The sequence below is a fragment of the Gammaproteobacteria bacterium genome, assembly GCA_015709615.1.
Lineage (GTDB): Bacteria > Pseudomonadota > Gammaproteobacteria > Burkholderiales > Nitrosomonadaceae > Nitrosomonas.
Genome location: CP054179.1, coordinates 1,432,754 through 1,456,286 on the forward strand (window position 1 = coordinate 1,432,754; position 23,533 = coordinate 1,456,286).

Genomic DNA, 23,533 nt, shown 5'->3' on the forward strand with positions numbered 1-23,533 from the left:
GATAAAAAATTAAAAATAGTTACGAAAGTAAATTACTTGCAAGTTTTTCACTTCTCACTTTGTCTCTATGTAACCCCTGTGCAATAAGTAATTCTTTTACCAGAAGTTACCACAAAAGCCAAGTTAAAGCGCATTCTGCCCAAAACAAACCCGCTTTGCAAGTATGCGACTGAAGTTTCCATTTAGAATGTTGCTTATTTGCAACAATATAAAGTATTTAGTACCTTAACAGAGCTATCGTCTATTTTAAATCTAAAATAAGCAATAAAAATGTGCCTTTTCTCACATTAATTAATATTTCACTTATAAAAACATCGCATAAGCAACTATTTTTTATCGTAATAAAATTTGAATGAAGAACCAAAAAATACCCAATACCCGAGAAAAAGTCCAAACATTCGTAACTCTAAATTTTGAACACCATCTGCTTTAAAATTAGAAATATTAAATCCGTGGAACTACAAAAAACCGGGTGATTTTTTCCGGTTTGTTAATTTTACGTATTTTTTTGCGATAATATCCAAACTTGTTTTATAACTTCACATCCACTTCTTGCTTATTTTCAATAACTTTTCCAGCTTGAGACAACACTTTCCGCTCATTTTGCAAATGATCAAACGGGAAATCATTGCCCGGTATCGGGGTTCGTTTCTGGGTTTGCTATGGACATTAATCAATCCTGTTCTCATGTTGTCCATCTATACATTTGTATTTGGCGTGGTGTTTAAAGTCCGCCTGGAACCGCAAAACAGTCATCTGCACGATGATAAGTTTGCTTTTGCCATGTTGTTGTTCACTGGATTGATTCTGTTCAATTTATTTTCCGAATGCTTATCACGCGCACCGGGGTTGATACTGGCCAACGTAAATTATGTCAAGAAAGTGATCTTTCCTCTGGAAATTTTGCCTTTGGTTTCACTTGGCTCCGCGCTGTTTCATGCCGGAATCAGTTTCTTGGTATTATTCGTTTTTCTGTTGATCATGGAACATCCGATCGAATGGACCATCGTTTTTCTCCCTATCATCTTGTTTCCACTCATGCTGCTTACCGTGGGATTATCCTGGATACTGGCCTCGCTCGGAGTTTTTGTCCGTGATATCGGTCAATTGATCAACTTGATCCTGACCATGCTGCTGTTCCTCAGCCCGATTTTCTATCCCGCTTCCGCTTTACCGGAATCCATCCGCGATTATTTGTTCCTCAATCCGCTGACGCTGATTATCGAACAGGCGCGCGCCGTGATTCTCTATGGTCAGCCGCCGGGCTGGAGCAGCCTGGCGCTATACTATCCGCTCGCCTTTTTTATCGCTTGGTTTGGCTTGGCATGGTTTAAAAAAACACGCAAAGGATTCGCCGATGTCCTTTAATGCCACGGATTCCGGGCCAGCCATACAAGCGCTTAATCTCGGCAAAAGCTATCAGCTGTATCAGCACCCCTCCGATCGTTTAAAACAGTTTTTATGGCCGCACCGCTGGTTGGGTTCGCGGCAGTATTACCGCGAATTGAAAGCACTGCATGATGTCAATGCGCTGATCATGCCGGGGGAAGTGGTCGGCATCGTAGGGCAAAACGGCTCGGGAAAATCGACGTTACTGCAATTGATTTGCGGCACACTGACACCCACACAGGGTGAAGTGCGGATAAACGGCCGCGTCGCCGCGCTACTGGAACTGGGTGCCGGATTCAATCCGGAATTCACCGGACGCGAAAATATTTACATGAGCGCGGCAATCTTGGGACTGAATCCCGCGGAAGTCGCCGATCGCATCGAATCCATCATCGACTTCTCCGGCGTCCGCGACTTCATCGACCAGCCGGTCAAAACGTATTCCAGTGGCATGTACGTGCGCCTGGCGTTCTCCGTGGCCATTAATGTCGATCCGGATATTCTGGTGATCGATGAAGCATTGTCCGTCGGTGACGGCGCTTTCGCCCGTAAATCCTTCAACCGTATCATGCAAATGCGTGATGCCGGCAAAACAATCCTGTTTTGCTCGCACTCGCTATTTCAAGTTGAATCGTTGTGCGCCCGCGCCATCTGGATCAATAAAGGCGAAGTCGTGCTGGATGGAGAATCCGCGCACGTGGTGTCGGCTTATCAATCATTTCTGGACAAAACCGCATCCGATGCAACAGCCGAAGCTCCCGCCCTCCATCCGGCCGCCCCCGCAGCATCCAATACAACCTCCGCAATCGGTAGCGCGCATCTGGAAAAAATAACATTGCAGATAGATGGCGAAGATACGCAGCATGCTATGATCACCAGCGGTCAATCGAGTATCATGATAGGGGTAACCTTCGCTTCGGATCCCGCACTGCCTTGCCCTACTCTTGCAATGACATTAGCAACCAAAGACGGACGCACAATTACCAGCACCGCAACATGGGAAGACCGATTTAGCATGCAGCGCACACCGGCTGGCGTAAGCCAGGTTTGTCTCAAATTGGAGCGGTTGCCGCTGCTGAAAGGTGAGTATCTGATCAATATTTATCTGTTGTGTGAACGCGGTTTACATCTCTACGATTCAGCGATCGGTGTCGCAAGCCTGCAAGTAAAGCAGACCGGGCGTTTGCAAGGATTCTTTTCAATTCCTCACCAATGGCAAAACAATACGATCATTCATAATGACCCCATCCGCTAATCACAACCGGATACAGGATATCCGGCACTATCGTCAAGCCGACCCCATCGCCGCCATAGCATCGGCATCGCCCTCCCCTTTCAAGGACTTGACTTTTCCTTTGAATGTATACGCGCATGCATTGCTGCTACAGGAAGGCAAAGCCGCCTATTTACACTATGGATTGTTCCAGGACGACGAAACCAGCTTGAAGGCAGCACAGCAATTTTCCACGGATCTGCTGCTGGCGAAACTGCCACCGCCACCTTGCCGCATTCTGGAGGTCGGCGTCGGCCTGGGCACCACTTTTTCTTTGCTGCGGCAGCGCGGTTACGATGTTCACGGCATCACGCCCGATCGTCAGCAAATTGCCCATATTCGAGAATCGTTAGGCGCGGCGGCAGCGGTCAGTTGCCGCTCGCTGGAAGCATTCACCGCCGAACCGGGAAGTTTTGATGTGATCCTATTTCAGGAATCAGCGCAATACATTGACCCTTTGGTAATTTTTAACCAAGCATTGGATTTGCTGCGGCCATCGGGACAATTATTCATCATCGATGAATTCACACTGCGGCATGACGCAACCAGACCGGGAGGCCTGCATCGGATCGATAATGTGATCACACTGGCCGGACGATTGGGCTTTGAACTGCTCGAGCACCGCGATTTATCCGCCATGGCGGCGCCGACGCTGGATTATCTGCTGAAAGTGACGCGCACACACCGGCACAATCTGATCCGCGATCTGGCGCTGAACGATGAGCAACTCAATCAACTCGATGCATCCAATCGCATTTATCGCGAAAAGTACGCCAGTGGTCATTATGGTTACGCCTTGCTACATTTCAGAAAAAAAACACCGCCGCAGTGGCGGGTGCGGCTGCTGGAAAAAAACCAGATGATGGAAATGCTGGATCTGTTCAAGCACACATTTCACCATGACATGACGCCCGCGCTCTGGCACTGGAAGTATGGCTCAAATGCAAACCGTGCAATCGGCGTATGGCGGGAAAATAAATTAGTCGCGCATTATGGCGGCATCGGCCGGACCATTCTGTTTTTCGGACAGCCGCAAACTGCGGTACAAATCGGGGATGTCATGGTGAATGCCAGCGAACGCGGCACGCTGACGAGAAAAGGTCCTTTTTTCTTGATGGCGGCAACCTTTCTGGAACGCTACATCGGCTACAACAAGCCTTATCTGGTGGGTTTCGGTTTCCCGAACGAACGGGCGATGAAAGTAGCGGAGCGGCTTGGACTGTACGCGGAAGTCGGGCAAATGGTTGAATTTTCATGGACACCGCTGTCCAAACGGCCGCGCATAACAACCCGGCTGTATCCGATCGTCCGCGCGGACGATGACCGGATGAGTACTGCAGCCGAAGAATGCTGGCGAAAAATGGCTGAGGACTTGCGCTCGGATTTGGTTGGCGTCCGTGATTGGTCTTATCTGCAACATCGCTACCTGAATCACCCAACGCAACGTTATCAACTGATGCTGGTAAAAAACCGCTTCGGCGGCCGGACGCGAGGTATTTTGGTATTGCGCTACGATACTTTGGGTTGTGAAATCGTGGACATCATCGCACCACTGTGCGAAATTCCCCTGCTCGTTTTGCACGCCAGACGGCTGGCCGGCATCAATGGCCATGACCGGCTTTTTTGCCGCATCACGGAAAATTTTGCGGCACATTTCGCTGCTGCTGGCGGGACAAAACAAGCGCTGGATATCCGTATCCCCGCGAGCATTTGGGATGCGGCTCCATCGGTTGATTCTTTACGCAACCATTGGTGGTTAATGTCCGGCGATACCGACTTCCGGTAAAACCTGAAACTCAGAGTGAGATCCACAAGCGAAACATCCGCAGCCATAAAAATCCTGATGGTCACCCGCGAAACCCGGTCCGATCAACGCTACGGCCTCGGACGCAGCCTTGTGCCATTAGTCGAAGAATTACGCCGCCGCGGAATCCGAACCGACTATCTCTGCCAAGCCGATTTAGGGCGGCGCGCATGGCTTTGGCAGCACCGTCTCCAGCGGTTATTTTCAGTCTTATCCGGAGGAGCAAACACGCGAACCGATTTTTCAATGCTGCTCCAGGTTCTGTTGGAACGCATCAACATGGGCCGTCTTGCCGCCAAACTGGCAGCGGCACAGCAATATACGCATGTGCATTGCCACGACCCGTTCATTGCCGCAGGCCTGCGTTTTTTCTTGCGCTTCCACCCGCGCTGCCAAATTGTTTGGGGAGTGACCGAACATGGCTTCGGCTGTTATGCGCAAGCCATTCATGAAGACGGCGTTCACATGAAACAACGAACAATGCGCGTCATGCGCCGCTGGGAAGCACGCACCCTGCTCGATGCCGCATGGGTGATCGCGCCGACGCGCAGCTGCTTGAAGCAAATCGCCAACGATCTGGCAATTGCTCCATTACCGCATAACTGGCATGACGTCGTGCATGCGCATCCAGCGCTTAACCGCTACAGCCGGGCGGAAGCCAGAAACCGGCTCGGTTGGAACGACACGGTGATGTACGTGCTGAGTGTCGGCCGCATCGCCCCGGTCAAGCAATTTCCGCTGCTGATCGAAGCTTGCGCCCGATTAAAGCTGACGCAAGATTTACAATTGGTCATTCTAGGCGAAGGCGATTGTGGCGCGCTGCAACAGAAAGCGCAGCAACTGGGATTGGTCAGAGAAATCCAGTTCGCCGTCACCACTGACATCGGTTTGTACCTCAGCGCCGCCGACTTGTATGTCAGCGCTTCTGCTTCGGAATCTTTCGGTCTGGCCAATCTTGAGGCGCTCGCCGCCGGCAGTGCAGCGGTTTGCACCGCGGTTGGCGGAGTACCGGAAGTAGTGGGCGACGGCGCACTTCTGGTAAAGCCGAATGTTGAATCCTTGACGCAAGGGATGCAGCATATGCTGAGCGATGCGGCGCTGCGCAAATCCATTGCCCGGAAAGGAAAAACAAGAGCCGATGCCTGGCCCGATATCACTGAAATCGCGAATCGTTATGAAATCATTTATCGCCAAGCTGCTGCAAAATAAAATCAGCCGGTTGCAACTCTGCCCCTTACCGGCACCACTGATTCCCATCGAAGCAGGAAGAATACTGGTTTTTGCACCGCACCAGGACGACGAAACGCTCGGTTGCGGCGGCACCTTGGCTTTGCTGCGGCAAAAGAAATGCACCGTCAAAGTCATTTTTGTCACCGATGGCGCGGGTGCCGGCAGTCTTGATGCCGATGCGCCTGCCATCCGGCGCAAAGAAGCACGCGCCGCATTGAGCGTCTTAGGCATCGACGATATCGAATTCCTCGATGAGCCCGACGGCGGCTTCCGCACTTCAGCCGGCTTTGAAAAAAAGGTCCGGCAACTACTGCGGCAATTTAAACCAGACTGGTTGTTCGCGCCCTCCGTGCTCGACTATCACCGTGACCATGTCGCAGCCGGTCAAGCCGTATTGTCCTGCTGGCAACAGTGTGGCGCACCGGGGCGCGCGTTTATTTATGAGATCTGGAGTCCGCTTCCCGCCACTCATGTGGTGAATATCGGCAGTGTGCTCGAGCTTAAAAAACAGGCAATTTCCTGTTATGCATTACCGCTGTCTCACTGCGACTACCTGTCCGCCAGCATTGGGCTGGCAAGTTACCGCGGCCTCTATCTTCCCGGCAAACAAGGTGGCAACTATGCGGAAGCTTTTAGCGAAATTGAAAAAAAAACCTCCTTTGGAGGCTTGCAGCAAAAAATGCTAAACTTGCGCCTCTGTCTCGAAAATCTGTTGAAAAATTAAGCCCGATTGCTCCTTGAACTGTTTCTTTCCTGACCGATCCCGGAATTACAGGATATTTGGATGTTTGAAAAAAATGGTGTAAGCCACCCTCTGGTCAGCGTCATTATTCGCAGCCTGGATCGCCCGACATTGGGCGAAGCACTGAATTCCGTCGCCGTGCAAAGCTATCCGAATATTGAAATTGTCGTCGTCAACGCCAAAGGTAAGGGGCACCGGATATTGAATTCGAAATGCGGCCGCTTCCCGATACGCATGACCGGCAATCATGAGTCGATGAATCGCAGCCAAGCGGCCAATATCGGACTGCACGCCGCTCATGGCAGTTATCTCATTTTTCTCGACGACGACGATTGGTTTTTACCGCACCATATCGAGAACCTGCAGTGGGCACTCGCGCGATATGACAACGCCATCGCCGCTTATGCCGGAATTCAGTGTGTCGACGAATCAGGTAAAGAGATCAGCCGCTACGCGGACGATTTCGACCCGATTCAGCTGCGGATTGAAAATTTCATACCCATGCACGCCCTTCTGTTCAGACGCCGGGCGTTGGATAACGGCGCGCACTTTGATGCCGCATTGGATTTATGCGAGGATTGGGACTTCTGGTTACAGCTGCTGGAACAAGGGGAATTCAGATTCGTCGATGAAATCGGCGCGGTCTATCGCATCCAAAAAGGAATGGGATCCGGAATACGGGAGAATCGAACGCGCACACGGCAAGTGATGATTACCATCTATAAAAAATGGATAGCTCGCTGGAACGATGATACATTATGGGCCATTCTGGAGTATGCACGCTGTAAGAAGACCGCAGACGCCAAAGAACAAGAGCTTTTGCTGCTCAAGCAAGTCATTGCTGACCGCGACCGGCAAATCTCCGATCTGATGAATTCCACCAGTTGGCGCATCACACAACCGATGCGCACTATCAGCACTTTGTTAAAAAAAATATGGCCGAATAGTAAATGATGCGCACAAAAATACTTTTAAGGCATGCAACATATTTCCTGATGACCGTATCCGTTTAGTAAAGGAACAGCAATAAAGAAATGGAATCGCCCGATTTGCTCGCAACCGTCGGTATCATCACGCGCACAAAAGACCGGCCCGTGCTTTTAAAACGCGCGCTCGCAAGTATCAGCAATCAAAGCTACGAAGATTGGCATCTGGTGATTGTCAACGATGGCGGCGATCCGATTGCGGTTGACCGCCTTGTTAGTCACTACGCAACTCAATTACGCGACCGGGTTTCCGTGATCCACAATCCCTCCTCCCTCGGCATGGAAGCCGCCAGCAACAAGGGCATACGGTCGATCAAAACCCGTTACTTGGCGATTCACGATGATGACGATAGCTGGGCGCCGGAATTCCTGACCATCGCCGTTGCCGAGATTGAGCATATCCGCGGCAAATTCCCGCAAGTTGCCGGCATCATCACGCTCGCCAATACGATCTATGAACGGGTGACTGGTAACCTGGTTACGATCGACCGGACGGAACCCTACTGGACATCGGATAAACGAGGATTTGTAATGTTGAATGAGGTACTGGCCGAAAATCAGTTTGCCCCGATACAATTTCTTTTCAACTACGATGCAGCCGCAGCGGTTGATTTTTTTCGCGCCGATCTCCCGGTGCTCGGCGACTGGGATTTCAATATCCGCTTTTTATCCCGCTACGACGTGTATATCATTCCGCAATTCCTGGCGTTTTATCACCACCGGATCACCGATCAAAGTGGCTACGGCAATTCGATACACGCCGGCCGCAACCAGCATGAACTGTATGCCAAGATGCTCAAAAACGAGTGGCTGAGAAAAGATCTCCAAAACCAGCAATTCGGCGTTGGCACACTGATCGCCATGCAACAAGCCGCACGCGGCGCGGTGCAAACAGTACAACCGCAATCCCAGCCTGCAGCGCACGGCAATGCCGTACGGCTGAAACGCATCGGTAAGTTAGCACTGCTGTGGATGTCTTCAGACCGGAAACTCGATACCCTGAAAAAGTTTTGCCGGATTTTACTGTCCGAAGGAGCAGGCAGCGCGCTGCGTCAAATCAAGACTTGGTATATTAGCCGCGGTGGACGTTGATCGTGTTCTTCAAGGATCGCTCGCTCATGAATGACGATGAATTGCTCAAGCACTACACAGCCCGGCTGCCTCAGTTCAAGATTGTATCGTTCGATATTTTCGACACGCTGATTCATCGCGCCGTGCACCGGCCGGCGGATGTATTCGACACCATCGCCGCCGGACTGCAACACAGCGATTTCGGTTTGATGAATCCGGAAATCGCCGCCAGCTTCGCTCATCAGCGAATTGCCGCCGAAACGGAAGCGCGCGCGCGGCTAATGGCTTCGCATCGCACTCCGGAAGTCGGATTGACGGAAATCTACGATGTCCTGGCGGAGCTTCTCAGCTTATCGCACCCGCAGCGCGAGTATTTGATGCAACGGGAACTGGAGCTGGAACAACGATTCTGCCACCCCAATCCGATCATGCAAGCGCTTTTTCCGGTTGCAGGGCAAGCGGGACGGCAAGTGGTCTTGTGTTCCGATATGTACCTCCCGTCCCTGTTTATCGACAAACTCCTGCTGCGATGCGGTTACACCCAACCGTACACCTTATTGGTTTCCGGAGAACAGCGCAAAAGCAAGCATGAAGGCACGATGTATCATGAAGTGCTCAAACGCTTTGCGGTGCAACCGCACGAGGTTATTCACTTCGGCGACAATGCGCATGCGGATGTCAAAATCGCCGCAAAAACCGGCATCAAATCCGAGTTATTCGACTACCTGCATAAGCGCATCGAGCCCCGGCTTCGCATACCGCTGAGCAAGCCCGCGCAGGATGGGCATGTCTGGTCTTTGATAGCAGGTTCGATCAGGCGGCGGTTGATGGAAAAAGAATACGATTTCTGGGGCGACATTGGACTGCAAGTGTTCGGACCGTTGATTCTGGGCAAGATTCTCTGGATGACTCAACTGGCCCGCAGAAACCGTATCGAACGCATGCTGTTTTTCGCGCGCGATGCCTATTTGCTGCATGAAATTTTTAAGCGCTACCCCGAGTTGCTGGGCTCTAATGTCGAGCTAAAATACTGCTACTTCTCCCGGGCGGCATTGTTGCTGCCAAGTTTTGTCGACTTGCCGATCAATCGCCTTTGTCATCTATTCAGTGGCCGCGCAACGCGTACGGTCGGCTACCATCTCAATAAACTGGGTATCGATCCTAATTTATACGCCGGGCAGATTCAGCGTGCAGGTTATCGTTCCGCCGAGGAAATGGTGCCGAACAACGATATGCGGATGCTGGGTTTGCTGAATTCACTATGGCACATCATTCTGCTTGAAGCCAAACGAAAACGCCCGTTGCCGCTACGCTATGTTGCCGAACTGGCGCAAGGCGCCTCTCGTTTGGGAATCGTCGACATCGGCTGGACCGGCAATATGCAAGGCGGTTTTTCCCGGCTGCTGCAACTGATGCGCACCGACTTTCAGATCGACGGTTTTTATCTGGGCACGTTCGATTTATTGATTCAGAATCAACTGCCGCGCAATGTCTTTCACGGCTATCTTGTCAACGAAGGCCATCCGCAGGAGCGATGCGACAGTCTAGTCAACGGCGGTGTGGAATTGCTGGAATTCGCCCTGATGGCGCCGCACGGCACCACGCTCGGTTACCGCGAGCAACACGGCCGCATCGTCCCGCTGCTGGAGGAAAACAAAGAGGATCAAACCATCCAGCAGCTGTCGCAACGTGTGCAAGCGGGCGCTGCCGATTTTATCGACGCGGTATTACCGCAAATTCTGGACATGGGTATCGACAGTTTCGTTTCTCAGCGCTGGACCGATCCGTTCTTTCGGCTTGTCAATAATCCATCCCGGGAAGAAGCCGCCATGCTGGGCGAATTAACGCATTCCGACACCGCTTCCGATACCAGCAACCGCCTGTTTATCGCTGAAAAACTGCCGGACAACGTCATCCGCAAACGCGGCAAGGAGTACTATGAGGCACGGCAACGCGCCTATTGGAAAAAAGCATTCGATCTGCGTAACGCACCGGTCTGAACGATGAATACTTCCGGCGGAAAACCTCAAATCAGCGTGGTCATGCCTGCTTATAATCACGCAGCTTACGTGGCCGAGGCGATCCAAAGCGTGCTCTCGCAAACGCTGCAAGATCTTGAGTTGATCATCGTCAACGACGGCTCGACCGACGAAACCGAGAAAGTCATCCTGGGATTTGACGACGCGCGCATCCGCTATTTTCATCAAGCCAACCGCGGCGCGCACCATGCGCTTAACCGCGGCATCGCATTGGCGCGCGGGGATTACATTGCCATCATCAATTCCGACGACGTTTACCTCGACAACCGCCTGGAAATCATGCTGGATGCCTTGCAACGCAACAACCTGGATTTTGTGATCTCGGATATCAATCTCATCGACGAACATTCCGCGATCGTGCGCGATCCTTCGCACTGGTGGCTGACATGGCACGAAGATTTAAAACAAAAATTTCAGCGAAGTCCGTCACCGGCCGTGGCTTTGCTCGCCGGTAATTACGCGATTTCCTCATCCAATTTTTTCTTCCGCGCCCGCCTGGCGGATGAAATCGGCGGCTTCCGTCCGTTCCGCTATATTCTCGATTATGACTATGTATTCCGCGCCGCACTGATCAACCCAGCGGCTTTTTCTTTCCTGCTACAGCACAAGCTGCTGAATTATCGCTTGCATTCGCGCAATACCATTATGGAAAACCGTCTCCTTGCGAATATCGAAACCCGTTATTTTCTGAAGAAAGCGATCGGCAAATATTTTGGCCATGAATTGAATATTCCCGTCGCTTACCTGAGCAAGGTCGACAACTATATTAAAAAAATCCAAAGCGCTCACTGTGCAGAACAAATCAATTCGTTACAGCAGCAATATCAGCAACTCAACCAGCAACTGCGCGATCGCAATTTTCAATTGACGCAGGAATTGGCGCTATACCAAAACTCCACCAGCTACCGGATCGGCAGGCTGATTACAGCGCCGTATCGCTGGATAACGTCGAAATGGCCGAGATGACATCTCGGCAGTATCCGATTATCGAAAGCTCCGCCGCTTTACGTGCACAACTGGAACACAGCAGCTCGCCAGCAAAAGTTATCGCTTTCGACATTTTCGGCGCCGTGCTGGAAAACGATGCCGATACGCCCGAAGCGTGCAAGAGAATCTTAGCCGGACGAATCGTCCGCACACTATCGGAAAGTTTCGGAATCGGCAGCACCATCGAGCATGTTCTCGGATCGTTGGAAGAAATCGAAAATGATCCGCAACTCCGGCAGTCAGATAGCGCAATCAGGAATCACGAAATGGCGCAGGCATTGGCAATCCGGTTGACAAACGGCAATAGCGCGCTTGTGTCTTCTTTGACCGCCAGAATTATCGAACATACGCGCGCGGTCGAAGCTAAGGTATTGTTCATTAAGCCCGATATGGCGTCCCTATTGGAATGGCTCACGCGGAAAAATCAGCGCGTCGTCGCGATCACCGACAGTCCGTTTGATCCGGTGCGCTTGCACGATCTTTTCGGGCAAAACGGCTTTACCGTTCATTTTGATTCCCTGCACGTTTTGCCGCAATCCGATACAACCCAGCAGCGGCAATTATTCTTCCAACGCCTGTTGCAACAGGAGGGCCTGCAACCGCATGAGCTATTACATATCAGCGATTATCACCGTCCCGCTCGCCAGCCGCCGGCAGCAATGGGCATAACAACCATTCGGCTTGAAGATACGGCAAGTGTGCGCCGCCGTCATACGCTGCGAGTGTATCGCCATCTTGCGCAGAAAAATCCCTTTTGGCGCGGGCGGCACTTACTCCAATTGATCCGCCCTGCCGAAGCGCAAGGGTTTCATTTCAACTACGGTTACGAAATTTTGGGCCCCATTTATGCCGCTTTCATTTTGGGCGTCATCGAGGAAATCAAAAAAGACAAAATCCGGCAAGTCTTTTTCCTGGCCAGGGAAGGCGAATTGTTCATGAAGCTGTTCGAATTGCTCCGCCCGGATTTTTTTGTACCTGAGCAGATGCCTGCCGCGCATTATCTGTACGTATCCCGCCGCTCCACCGCCGCTGCCGCCGCCTATCACGGATTGAGCCATGAAATGGCCATTACGCCTTTGTTCAACCCGAAACAACAAGGATTGCTATCGATTTGCCAAGCGTTCGATCTGCCGCCGGAAGTGCTGAGCACCGTCTTGCGGAAGCATGGTTATCACACCATCGAGCACCCTATTGCTGACTGGGAATCCGATCAATTCCACGGCATGCTGAACGATCCCGAGTTTCAGCATGCCGTTCAGCGCTGCACCGGAGAAAATTGGCGTTTGCTGCATCGCTACTTGGAGCAGGAGCATTTCTTCTCGGACGATAAAATTGCGATTGTCGATATCGGCTGGAACGGCACTATCCAGAAATTCCTGCAAGAAGCATTCGGGCAAGAAAAAAATTATCCTCATGTGCTCGGACTCTACTTCGGATTCATCGGCGGCAGGCAATACCGTTTCGATACGCAGAAAAATACCTTGCGCGGCATTCTTTGTGACGAACGGCATAAGGCGAGACCGGGAGATATCTTCAGCCGGTTTGAGGAAATCTTCGAAGAAGGCGCGCGCGCGCTTCATCCCACGACCATCGGCTACCGCTTTGCCGAAGATAGTAGTCGCATCATTCCAGTCTTTAAACCGCAAAGCGATCACGATCGTCAGGCGGAATTATCGGTTAATTCGCATATTGCCGGTTTTCAAGCCGGCATTCTCGCTTTCGCCGCTGAATTTGCCCGTGGTATTGCTTTAACCGGTTACAGTCTGAGCGATATCAAGCCTTTTATATTGACGCTTACCGAACGGGCGGTGGCATTTCCGGAGCCTGCCGAAAGCCGTCATTTGATGCAATTGGAACATTCGGAAGATTTCGGCTCGGCAAACGTCATGAATTTTCGCCAGGAAAAACTCAATGCCGCAGGTGCTTTATTAGAGCCCTGGAATCTACTGAAAACATTAAAAACGGCAAACTGGAAATACGGCACAGCATCCACTTCGGGCATACCGGGCTTGAATGCGGCTATCCGGCTCTACGATTTAGTGAAATCAAAATAATGAAAAAACTATTCTTTAATCAAAATCTGGATCTTAATGCCTGTTCCGCTAGTCAACTGTTTAAGATTCTGCTGATCCGCAAGATCTCCCGGTTGATTTCTCCGAATCAGCCGGGAGATCGTACAAAGACCGCGCGGCCCGGTGATTTCTTACTGATTTTCCTCATGCACCGCTGCTTTCCCGTTTTTCTGACCATCGATCGACTGCGTGCAAGGTTCATTCAGCTGATCAACCGCTCGTGATAGAATCCCCGGCGGCCATCTCGGGATAACTGTTTTGAATCCACTCTGTGACGATATCGTAGTCGTCGTCGTTACCTATAATCCGGATGAGGCGACGCTTATCGCAAGCCTCAATGCATTGCTATCTCAAGCCGGGACTGTCGTGATAGTCGACAACGGTTCCGCCGTGGAAGTCGGGATCATTTTACAAAAACTAAAACCGGAAAGACCTGACGCGCTTCATTTTCTGGCGCTCAAACACAATTTCGGACTAGGCGAAGCGCTGAACGCAGGGATTGCGCGGGCGCGTACAATGCCCGTCGCGTTTGTACTGTTGATGGATCAGGACAGCATTCCGGAACCGGGCATGCTGAATGCATTGCGCAGCACCCATAGCAAGCTGCACAAGCAAGGAATCCAGATCGGCGCGGTCGGTGCTTGCTATCGAAGCAATACAACCGATGTACTCTCGCATTTCACCCGTGTAACCCGGCTCGGCTTTGCCAAATCCGCTTGCGATCCCAAGACCGGTTACGTACGCACCGATTTTCTCATTTCCTCAGGCTCACTCATTTCACTACCAGCATTGGATCAGATCGGCGTAATGGATAAGGACTTGTTCATCGATCACATCGACACGGAATGGTGCTTTCGCGCACAATCCAAAGGATTTAAATTATACGGCGTGTGTACGGCCGTCATGCGCCATTCCTTGGGAGAGCGGCGCATCCGCGTGTGGTGGGGGCGCTGGCGGACAATCGCATTCCATCAACCCTTCCGTTACTATTATATGTTTAGAAATAGCGTACTGTTATGGCAACGGCCCTATATGTCCGCTGCGTGGAAGCGGGCTGACAAATTGAGAATCCTGTCGCTGCTATTCTTTTTCACGCTATTCTCATCCAATCGGATCGCCAATTTGCGTATGATGCTGAAAGGTCTGAAGGACGGTTTTAACCGACGCACGGGAAAACTATAACGCATGGACACTGAAGCACACAGTCTGCAGCCGGTGTCGATCGTGATTGTCAATCACAATGCCGGCGCGCTGCTAACCCGGTGCGTCCACGCCGCGCTCGAACAAGCGCAGGAAATCATCGTCGTCGACAATGCTTCGGAAGACCTGAGCATAGCGCAATTGACACACAGTTTCCCGGGTCAGAACCGGTTAAATATCATCGCAACCGGACGGAATTCAGGGTTTGCCGCCGGTTGCAATACCGGCCTTAGCGCGGCAACGCAACCCTATATTCTTTTCCTGAACCCGGATTGTCTTTTGCAGGAAAATTCATTACAGCGCATGGTTCGCGTGCTGGAGTCCGATGCCGCTACCGGCATGGTGGGCGGCTATCTCGTTAACCCCGACGGCACCGAACAAGGCGGCGGACGGCGCGCCATCCCGACACCATGGCGCGCTTTTGTGCGCGCCTTCGGTTTGTATCGTCTGGAGAAATACTGGCCGCGGTTATTTTTTGATTTTCATATGAATAAACAACCCCTGCCCCAAGCTCCCATCGAAGTTGAGGCGATATCCGGCGCATTGATGCTAGTGCGGCGTCAAGCCATCGACGATGCCGGTCCCTGGGACGAGCACTATTTTCTGCATTGTGAAGATCTGGATTGGTGCATGCGGTTCCAGCAAAAAAACTGGAAAATTGTTTTTGTGCCGGATGCCCCTGTTGTTCATTTTCAGGGAACCTGCAGCCGTTCCCGGCCGTTCTTCGTCGCCTGGCACAAACATAAAGGCATGCTGCGTTTCTACCGGAAATTTTTCCGCCAGGAATACCCAAGTGTATTGATGGGATTGATTACGCTGAGTGTATGGCTGCGCTTTAGCGTCACAGTATTGATTCATGCGGTGCGAAATTGTTACCGTATGTTTAAATTCCGGCATGAGTAAACAACGCGTTGGATTATTGGGCGCCACAAGCCTGACGGGAGAATGTGCGATAAAAAAACTGGTCGCGCATGACTGGCAGATCACCGCATTCTCGCGCCGCTCCATTGCAAACATAGCACCGCACCCGCAAATTACCTGGCGACAATTTGCTACAATAGGCGCGGTTAAAGACCGCGACGAGGAAAATGAAATTCACGCTTGGTTATGTGTCGCGCCCATTTGGGTATTGCCGCAACACTTTGATCTGTTATCAGCCCATAACGCCCGGCGGATTGTGGTCCTGTCTTCCACCAGCCGTTTCACCAAAGCTGCCTCACCCGATCCGCACGAAAGAAGAATTGCGCAACAATTGGTCGAAGGCGAAGCTCGGCTGGAAACATGGGCTGCCGCGCACGGAGTAAAATGGATCATATTGCGTCCGACTCTGATTTACGGATACGGACGCGACAAGAATATCGCCGAGATTGCACGCTTCATCCGCCGTTTTGGATTCTTCCCCCTGCTCGGACCGGCGTTCGGCTTGCGGCAACCGGTGCATGTTGAGGATGTCGCCGCGGCGTGCTATGCGGCTTTGGAGGCGGTAAATTTGCCCAGTCGCGCCTATAATTTGAGCGGCGGAGAAACTCTGACCTACCGCGTCATGGTGGAGCGTGTGTTTACAGCGATGAATCGTCCCGTGCGTACGTTCACGGTGCCGCTGTGGCTTTTCCGGATAGCAACCTGGGGATTGAAATGGTTGCCGAAATACCATGACTGGACGACGGCCATGGCGGAAAGAATGAATCAAGATTTAAATTTTGACGGCTCGGAAGCCAAACAGGATTTACACTTTCGCCCGCGGCCGTTCAAGCTGACAACAAGCGATTTGCCTAGTCAAACCTGATCATCCGCAATTATAATTGATTCAATCGATTGCACTTTCACCGACAACCCCCTTAACAGCACGGTATTGATAACCAGATGAAGTTCAAATTTAAAGCGCCTCAGAATGAAATTGCCCAGGTACTGACCAGCTTTAAGAAAACCTTTAGAAACATCGGTGTTTTCAGCGCAGTCATCAACATGTTGATGCTGATGCCGGCCATTTATATGCTGCAGCTTTATGACAGCGTATTAACCGGCCGCAACGAAATGACCCTGCTCATGCTCACACTGATCATGCTGGGCGCCTACACGTTCATGGGTGCGCTGGAATATGTCCGCAGCTTTGTATTGATCCGTGTCGGCGCGCAGCTCGATATGAAATTGAACAAGCGCGTTTACACCGCTGCTTTCGAGGCAAGCCTGAAACATGGCGACAACAATGCCGGACAAGCTTTAAAGGATTTGACCAATTTGCGGCAGTTCCTCACCGGCAATGCATTGTTCGCTTTTTTTGACGCGCCGTGGTTCCCGATTTATTTACTCGTGATCTTTATGTTCCACCCCGTTCTGGGTGTTTTTGCCTTGTGCGGCACAGTTGTACTCATCACGCTGGCGTACGTCAATGAAAGAATTTCGCACAAACCGTTAGCCGAGGCCAATTCAATGGCGGTTGCATCGACCAATATCGCCTCCAATAATTTGCGCAACGCCGAAGTCATCGAAGCGATGGGCATGCTGCCCAACCTTCAGGCGCGCTGGTATAAACTGCATCGCCGCTTTCTCAATCTGCAAGCCGAGGCCAGCGAAAAGGCCGGTATCGTCACGGCGCTGTCGAAATCCTGCACTGTCGCGCTGCAATCGCTGATGTTGGGGTTGGGCGCCTTGCTGGTTCTGGACGACAGTATTACGCCGGGGATGATGATCGCCGGCTCCATTCTTTTGGGCAGGGCCATTGCACCGGTGCAATTGCTGATCAGCGTGTGGAAGCAAATCGGCGGCACGCGCAGCGCCTACGAACGGTTGATCAAATTGCTCGAGCAGCACCCGGAAAGAAAAGCCGGCATGGCGCTGCCGAAACCGCAAGGTTTTGTTGCCGTCGAGAATGTGACGGCGGCTCCGCCCGGCAGTAAGGTTGCAGTGCTCAAGGGATTGACCTTCTCCCTGGCTGCCGGTGAAGTGCTCGGCGTCATCGGTCCGAGCGGATCGGGGAAATCGACGCTGGCGCGCTTGCTGGTTGGCGTATGGCCGGCGGCGGCGGGAAAAGTCCGATTGGACAGCGCCGACGTTTATCAATGGAACAAGGACGAACTGGGGCCGCACATCGGCTATTTGCCGCAAGATATCGAACTCTTCGCCGGTACGGTTTCGGAAAATATCGCCCGCTTCGGCGAGGTGCATGCGGAAAAAGTTATCCTGGCGGCCAAACGCGCCGGCGTTCATGAAATGATTCTGAATATGCCGGAAGGTTACGATACGTTATTGGGTGACGGCGGCGCCGGTCTTTCCGGCGGACAAAAGCAACGTATCGGCTTGGCGCGCGCGATGTATGACGATCCTTCGCTGATCGTGCTCGATGAGCCCAACTCCAACCTCGATGACGTGGGTGAACAAGCACTGCTGGCCGCCATCGTGGATCTGCGCAAGCGCGGCAAAACCATTGTCTTGATCACGCACCGCACCAGCATCCTGAGTGCAACCACGCAATTGCTATTGCTGCAAGATGGCACCGCGAAAATATTCGGACCGACCCAACAAGTCGTAGAAGCGCTGACGAAACAACAACAAGCGCAACAAGCACAGCTCGCACAAAAAAAAGCCGGGCAACAAGCTGCGCAGAACCAAGCAGCCCAAACCGTTCAAGCGGCCGATTCCCAAACCGGCTGATTTTTTGCCGCGCTTTTTCATCGCCTATCGAGAAACACTGATTACCGGACAGAAAAAATAATGAAGCCCGCAGCAGAAGAAACAAAGACCGTTATCGACAATGTTCCAGCAGACTCAACACATCACGTGGAGACAGACGAAACACTGCATACCCGGCTGGGCTGGTGGATCGTACTGGCGGGTTTCGGCGGATTCATTCTGTGGGCAGCTTTCGCGCCGCTGGAAAAAGGAGTGCCGGTTCCAGGCACCGTTACGGTCGCCAGTCATTTGCAAGCGGTTCAGCATCAAATCGGCGGTATCATCGACAGCATTCTGGTCAAAGAAGGCGATCATGTGAAAGTCGGCCAAGTGCTGGTGCGGATGAACGATACCCAAGTCAAGGCGCAGGCTGAGATCACCCGCAGCCAGCTCTATACCGCCCTGACCATGGAAGCGCGCTTATTGGCGGAGCGTGACGGTGCGGATAAAATTACGTTTCCGCAAGACCTGCTGGCGCTACAAAATAACGACCCGCGCGTCGCCAACAATATCGCCATTCAAACACAGCTTTTTACCTCGCGCAGATTGGCTTTGCGACACGAGATCGGCGCCCTGGATGAAAATATTGCCGGTTTAAAAATGCAATTGCGCGGACTGGAAGCATCCAAGTCCAGTAAACACATGCAATTGAAGTTCCTGGAAGAGCAGCTCGTCAATATGCGCGATCTGGCGCACGACGGTTTTGTACCGCGCAATCGCGTGCTGGAGCTGGAGCGCACTTATACGCAATTAACCGGGGATATTTCTTCCGAAACCGGAAACATCGGGCGGATTCAACGGCAAATCGCCGAGCAAGAGCAACGGCGCGTTCACCGTCAACAGGAATATCAAAAGGAGGTAGGACAGCAGCTAACCGAAACGAAACGGGAAGTCGACTCCTTGCGCAATCGCCTGAACGGGCAAGATTTTGAATTGGCCAACATCGAGGTTAAAGCGCCTGTGGATGGTATCGTGGTCGGCATGAATGTATTTACCGAAGGCGGCGTTATCAGCCCGGGATTCAAATTGATGGATATCGTGCCCAGCGACGACATATTGATCGTTACCGGACAAGTGCCAGTTCATTTGATCGACAAGGTGCATGTCGATTTGCCGGTCGATCTCATTTTCTCCGCCTTGAATCAAAAGAAAACACCCAACATTCCCGGCATCGTCACCCGGGTATCGGCAGACCGTCTCATGGATGAACGTAGCGGACTGCCCTATTACAATATGAAGGCTGCCGTAACGCCGGAAGGCATGAAAAAACTCGCCGAAGAACAGATACGAGCGGGTATGCCGGTGGAAATATTTATCAAAACGGGTGAACGCTCGTTGCTGAGTTATCTTTTCAAACCCATACTGGATCGTGTGCATTCAGCTCTGAGTGAAGAATAGCGGTAATGATGGATATCCCTAAAATCTCGTTTTTAGTTTGGCTTTTGTTCAGCTCATTCGGCTCTGTCCAGGCGATGAGTCTGCTGGATGCTTATGAAGCTGCGCTCAACCATGATCCGATTTACCGCTCCGCTTATCATGAAAATGAAGCCGGGCAGCAAGCCGAAGCCATCGGTTTGGCAAGCTTATTACCTAATCTGGCAATTACGCATACTCAAAGCAAAAGTGCGGGAACCATATCAGGCGAACAGAGGGATAGCAGGGGAAATCTAATTCCATTTTCTAATCCTGCTAATTTCGATAGTCAGATCAGCACATTAACACTCCGTCAGCCATTGATCAATTTAGAAGCTGTCGCCAGCTACCGCATGGGCAAAGCGCAAGCCGATTCGAGCCGGGCAAAATTCACAGGGCGCAGCCAGCAATTAGTCGTGCGATTAGTGGAAGCCTATGTTGAAACATTACTGGCGCAGGATCATGTCAAAATTACCGAGGCGCAATTGAATGCCCTTGATGAGCTCAAGCGCGTCAATGAACGCATGTTGATAAAAGGTGAAGGCACCACCACCGATGTTTTGGAAACACAATCGAAACACGCGATTGCGCAAGCCAAAGCGATTGAGGCAAAAGACGAGCTGGAATCCGCTCAACTGAAACTTGGCGCCATCGTGGGGCAAAAAATAGCCCAACTCGATCGATTATCCAATGCATTTAATACTCAATCCATTCAGTTGCAGGATTATGACGAATGGCATGCCATGGCGCTGGAACGAAATGCCGAGATCGTAACGCAACGTCACGCCGTGACATCCGGCAAGGAAGAAGTCAGAAAGAATTTCGCCGGTCATGCACCGCGCGTTGATTTGGTCGCCAGTCTATCTAAGAATAATCGTGGATCATTCGTTACACTGAATCAAGACGCCGAACTTGGGACCATCGGCGTCGAAGTTAATTTTCCTCTATACGCAGGTGGCCGGGTAAACGCGCTGACGGCGCAAGCAAAAGCAAATCACGCGCGCGCTGAAGCCGATCTCGACGCAATGACCGACAAAGTGCTGGTTGAGTTAAAGAAGCAACATAATTTGCTAAAAAGCGGTGTCAAAAAAATTGAATCGTTGGAACTGGCGGTCAAATCGGCTGAATTGCTTGTTGCTGCAACAGAAAAAAGCATCCGCGGCGGTATCCGCATCAATTTGAATCTATTGGATGCGCAACAACAACTGTATACCGCGCAGCGCGATCTTTCGCAAGCGCGGTACGATTACCTGCTGGCCTATCTGCGCCTGCAGTTAGCCGCCGGCACACTGGTATTGGATGATCTAAGGAATATCGCTAGCTATTTCAAAGCAAATTCGTATTGATTCTTTGAAATTGCGGCAGGCCCTGCTTTACTCAGACTAAAGCGCAGCTGCCAGTTCCAACAGATACCATTCGTATCCGATCAACGTGCTGTAACCGGTTAGGATCATGTACTTAAGATGCCTGACACGGAGAGACTTAACCAATCGCACATTATGATGAATCGCCAGCAAAATGAGCGCCATTGCGGTAAGCGCAAGTTTTAGCGCAACAAACTTTTCCACACTTTCCTCGATCAGAACCGCCATGAACCAATTGATCTCTTCGCCGCCACTGCTCAAGATGTTGAGCGTCAAGTGTGCATCCAGTGCGCTTAAAAATAAAATTGCAATGTCGCAAAACAGCAAACTTCGCGCATAGCGATCGACGTATTCCGCTTTCCCATTTTCGGGAGCTCTACGTTGCCCGTTTCGCCTGCCCATTTTGATTCCCAAATGGTAAGCGCAAAAGAAAGGCATTTCCTGACGGCGATCCTGTTTTCTATTATTCGAAACCGTAGTGACATCCATCATAAAGAAGCTCCTGCAAAGGCTGTGTTCATCCGCATCATAGCAAAAACAATCGATAAAAATATCAGTATCATTGCTCTCTTTTTGCAGTACATTTGTACTACAAAAAGAGGAGATAGCACCTATATACGCAAAGAAGTTACTGTTTTAAATTGCAGAAGAAAAAAACTGAACAAATCAATCATGAGATGCAATTTATTTTTTACACAAGGGAGATTGTGAAATGAAAAATAAAATATTGATAAATATAGCCGCAATGACTATTTTGAGTGCAGCAAGCGGCGCTTTTGCTGGCGCCGTTCCTGACAGCTATAACATGCTGAACGGCAATACCGGCAGCTATAACTACTGGGATGAAACCTACAACGGCGCCGGTTGCGTGACCTGTGATAATGCGGCTCTGTCGGGTGGTCGCGGCGATCTGACCGATGGGATTATCGCAACCAATAATTGGTTTGTTACGGAAGCACCCGTCGGCAATGGCCCATACGTCGGCTGGACGCTAGATCCGGTCATTACCTTTCACTGGAATTCACCGGTTAATGTGACTTCAGTCACTTTTTATTTTGATGATGCCGATGGTGCCGGCGGTGTCAGTTCACCGGCAAGCGTCGATGTCAATGGCACGAATTTTCCCATCGCCGATCCTGTCGGTTCAGCGCCATTCTCGTTTATAGCCAATGGTCTATCGTTCACAGGCAGCGATCTAGCCGTGACAATCCACAGAAATAATGCATGGGTTTTCTTGAGCGAAGTCGAGTTTAATGCCGCACCGATCCCGGAACCTGAAACTTATGCGATGTTGCTGGCTGGTCTAGGGTTGCTAGGCTTTACCGCTCGCCGCAGAAAAGTAATTGCGTAGCTTTTTAGTTTCTGAATAAAAAAACGGAAATTTTAGTTCCCGTTTTTTTATTGACACGAGGAAAGCTTTATCTGTAAGACCCCAGCAAGATCTGAAAATCATGCCGGGGATCTTTAAGCCGATTCAGCAGCCTTGGCATGTTGCAGACGATAACCGTAACCGTAAATCGTCAAAATATCCCATTCACCTCGCGCCGTAAGATTGAGTTTGTTGCGAATGCGGCTGATGTGCGTATCCACGGTGCGCGTATCGATCTCGGCCGAGAGTCCCCATATTTTTTCCAGTAAGTGGATTCGCGACAGCAGTTTGTTCGTGTTTTGAAACAGATAACAAGCAAGCGCGAATTCTTTCTGGGTAAGGCCGGCGTTTTTGCCGTCAACGATAATCACCTGATTTTCCGAATCGATTTCGTACAGCCCAAACTGCAATATCGCAGGTTGTTTTTCCCGGCTGCGACGCGCCAGGGTTTCAATTCTGGCAAGCAGCTCGAAATGCCGCGAAGATTTCACAAAATAATCATCCGCGCCCATATGCAGAACGTTGACAACATCCGATTCGCTGTTACGCGAAGTAACGCAAATGATCGGAATGTGCCAATCCAGATTTTCGCGAATCCATTTGAGCGCTTCCCCGGCGGTGCCATCCGGCAGTATCCAGTCGATCACGAGTAAATCGAATTTTTTATCCCGCAGCGCATCGAGAAACGAAGCGATGGTTCCAAAGAATTCACATTGGTATTGACTCGGCGAAAGCAGCAGTTCATAAATAGCTACCTGGGTTGGTTCGTCTTCAAGTATTCCTAAGCGCATAGACTATGAATTAATACGATGGGTTTAAGTTGGTATCCGGTTTTTGTAGCCTGATTGCTGGATTCATAATCGGGTATTCAGCGCATTTCTTGAATTGAGTGTGAGCGGCAAAACACGTCTATTTGTAAAATTCT

At 51.1% G+C, this 23,533-nt stretch carries 18 protein-coding genes and 1 pseudogene; 17 read left to right on the top strand and 2 right to left on the bottom strand.

Features of this window, described 5'->3' with window-relative positions; genetic code table 11:
• Nucleotides 1–609 precede the first annotated feature (609 nt).
• The 16 genes from HRU77_06945 to HRU77_07020 all read left to right on the top strand — a co-directional run bounded on the left by HRU77_06945 (nucleotide 610) and on the right by HRU77_07020 (nucleotide 21,221).
• On the top strand, nucleotides 610–1,368 hold the full coding sequence (locus HRU77_06945; GenBank protein QOJ20455.1) for an ABC transporter permease: 759 nt from the start codon (nucleotides 610–612) through the stop codon (nucleotides 1,366–1,368).
• Nucleotides 1,358–2,644 carry an ABC transporter ATP-binding protein gene (locus HRU77_06950; GenBank protein ID QOJ20456.1) on the top strand — a complete coding sequence of 429 codons (1,287 nt, stop codon included), beginning with the start codon at nucleotides 1,358–1,360 and terminating at the stop codon, nucleotides 2,642–2,644. Before HRU77_06945 ends, HRU77_06950 begins: the two co-directional genes overlap by 11 nt.
• Nucleotides 2,628–4,448: a GNAT family N-acetyltransferase gene (locus HRU77_06955; protein ID QOJ20457.1), complete on the top strand. Its 1,821-nt coding sequence runs from the start codon at nucleotides 2,628–2,630 to the stop codon at nucleotides 4,446–4,448. Before HRU77_06950 ends, HRU77_06955 begins: the two co-directional genes overlap by 17 nt.
• Nucleotides 4,449–4,463: 15 nt before the next feature.
• On the top strand, nucleotides 4,464–5,675 hold the full coding sequence (locus HRU77_06960) for a glycosyltransferase family 4 protein (protein ID QOJ20458.1): 1,212 nt from the start codon (nucleotides 4,464–4,466) through the stop codon (nucleotides 5,673–5,675).
• Nucleotides 5,641–6,420 (top strand): PIG-L family deacetylase, encoded by a 780-nt coding sequence (locus tag HRU77_06965; protein QOJ20459.1) that lies wholly within the window; start codon nucleotides 5,641–5,643, stop codon nucleotides 6,418–6,420. The genes HRU77_06960 and HRU77_06965 overlap by 35 nt, the downstream gene beginning before the upstream one ends.
• 60 nt (nucleotides 6,421–6,480) lie before the next feature.
• The gene (locus HRU77_06970; protein ID QOJ20460.1) at nucleotides 6,481–7,392 is read left to right on the top strand and encodes a glycosyltransferase; all 912 of its coding nucleotides are present in this window, start codon (nucleotides 6,481–6,483) and stop codon (nucleotides 7,390–7,392) included.
• Nucleotides 7,393–7,472: 80 nt separating this feature from the next.
• A complete protein-coding gene (locus HRU77_06975) occupies nucleotides 7,473–8,516 on the top strand; it encodes a glycosyltransferase family 2 protein (GenBank protein QOJ20461.1) in 1,044 nt (347 codons plus the stop codon).
• Nucleotides 8,517–8,542: 26 nt separating this feature from the next.
• Nucleotides 8,543–10,495, top strand: a complete 1,953-nt coding sequence (locus tag HRU77_06980; protein ID QOJ20462.1) for a hypothetical protein — start codon at nucleotides 8,543–8,545, stop codon at nucleotides 10,493–10,495.
• 3 nt (nucleotides 10,496–10,498) lie between these two features.
• On the top strand, nucleotides 10,499–11,500 hold the full coding sequence (locus HRU77_06985; protein QOJ20463.1) for a glycosyltransferase: 1,002 nt from the start codon (nucleotides 10,499–10,501) through the stop codon (nucleotides 11,498–11,500).
• Nucleotides 11,488–13,575 (top strand): HAD family hydrolase, encoded by a 2,088-nt coding sequence (locus HRU77_06990; protein QOJ20464.1) that lies wholly within the window; start codon nucleotides 11,488–11,490, stop codon nucleotides 13,573–13,575. The genes HRU77_06985 and HRU77_06990 overlap by 13 nt, the downstream gene beginning before the upstream one ends.
• 276 nt (nucleotides 13,576–13,851) lie before the next feature.
• Complete coding sequence (locus HRU77_06995; protein QOJ20465.1) at nucleotides 13,852–14,775, top strand: glycosyltransferase family 2 protein; 924 nt, start codon at nucleotides 13,852–13,854, stop codon at nucleotides 14,773–14,775.
• Between the two features lie 3 nt (nucleotides 14,776–14,778).
• Nucleotides 14,779–15,696, top strand: a complete 918-nt coding sequence (locus tag HRU77_07000) for a glycosyltransferase family 2 protein (protein QOJ20466.1) — start codon at nucleotides 14,779–14,781, stop codon at nucleotides 15,694–15,696.
• Nucleotides 15,689–16,579, top strand: coding sequence for an NAD(P)-dependent oxidoreductase (locus HRU77_07005; GenBank protein ID QOJ20467.1), 891 nt, complete (start codon nucleotides 15,689–15,691; stop codon nucleotides 16,577–16,579). The genes HRU77_07000 and HRU77_07005 overlap by 8 nt, the downstream gene beginning before the upstream one ends.
• 77 nt (nucleotides 16,580–16,656) lie before the next feature.
• Entirely contained in the window at nucleotides 16,657–18,444 is a 1,788-nt protein-coding gene (locus HRU77_07010) for a type I secretion system permease/ATPase (GenBank protein ID QOJ20468.1), read from the top strand.
• A 60-nt stretch (nucleotides 18,445–18,504) separates the two neighbouring features.
• Entirely contained in the window at nucleotides 18,505–19,860 is a 1,356-nt protein-coding gene (locus tag HRU77_07015) for an HlyD family type I secretion periplasmic adaptor subunit (protein ID QOJ20469.1), read from the top strand.
• 5 nt (nucleotides 19,861–19,865) lie between these two features.
• Entirely contained in the window at nucleotides 19,866–21,221 is a 1,356-nt protein-coding gene (locus HRU77_07020) for a TolC family outer membrane protein (GenBank protein QOJ20470.1), read from the top strand.
• 36 nt (nucleotides 21,222–21,257) lie between these two features.
• Here HRU77_07020 and HRU77_07025 read toward each other — a convergent pair whose 3' ends face one another.
• The gene (locus HRU77_07025) at nucleotides 21,258–21,731 is read right to left on the bottom strand and encodes a hypothetical protein (protein QOJ20471.1); all 474 of its coding nucleotides are present in this window, start codon (nucleotides 21,729–21,731) and stop codon (nucleotides 21,258–21,260) included.
• A 760-nt stretch (nucleotides 21,732–22,491) separates the two neighbouring features.
• Here HRU77_07025 and HRU77_07030 point away from each other — a divergent pair.
• Nucleotides 22,492–22,590 (top strand): annotated as a pseudogene (locus tag HRU77_07030) (PEP-CTERM sorting domain-containing protein).
• A gap of 113 nt (nucleotides 22,591–22,703) precedes the next feature.
• Here the strand turns inward: HRU77_07030 and HRU77_07035 are convergent.
• Complete coding sequence (locus HRU77_07035; protein QOJ20472.1) at nucleotides 22,704–23,399, bottom strand: response regulator transcription factor; 696 nt, start codon at nucleotides 23,397–23,399, stop codon at nucleotides 22,704–22,706.
• Between the last annotated feature and the right edge of the window lie 134 nt (nucleotides 23,400–23,533).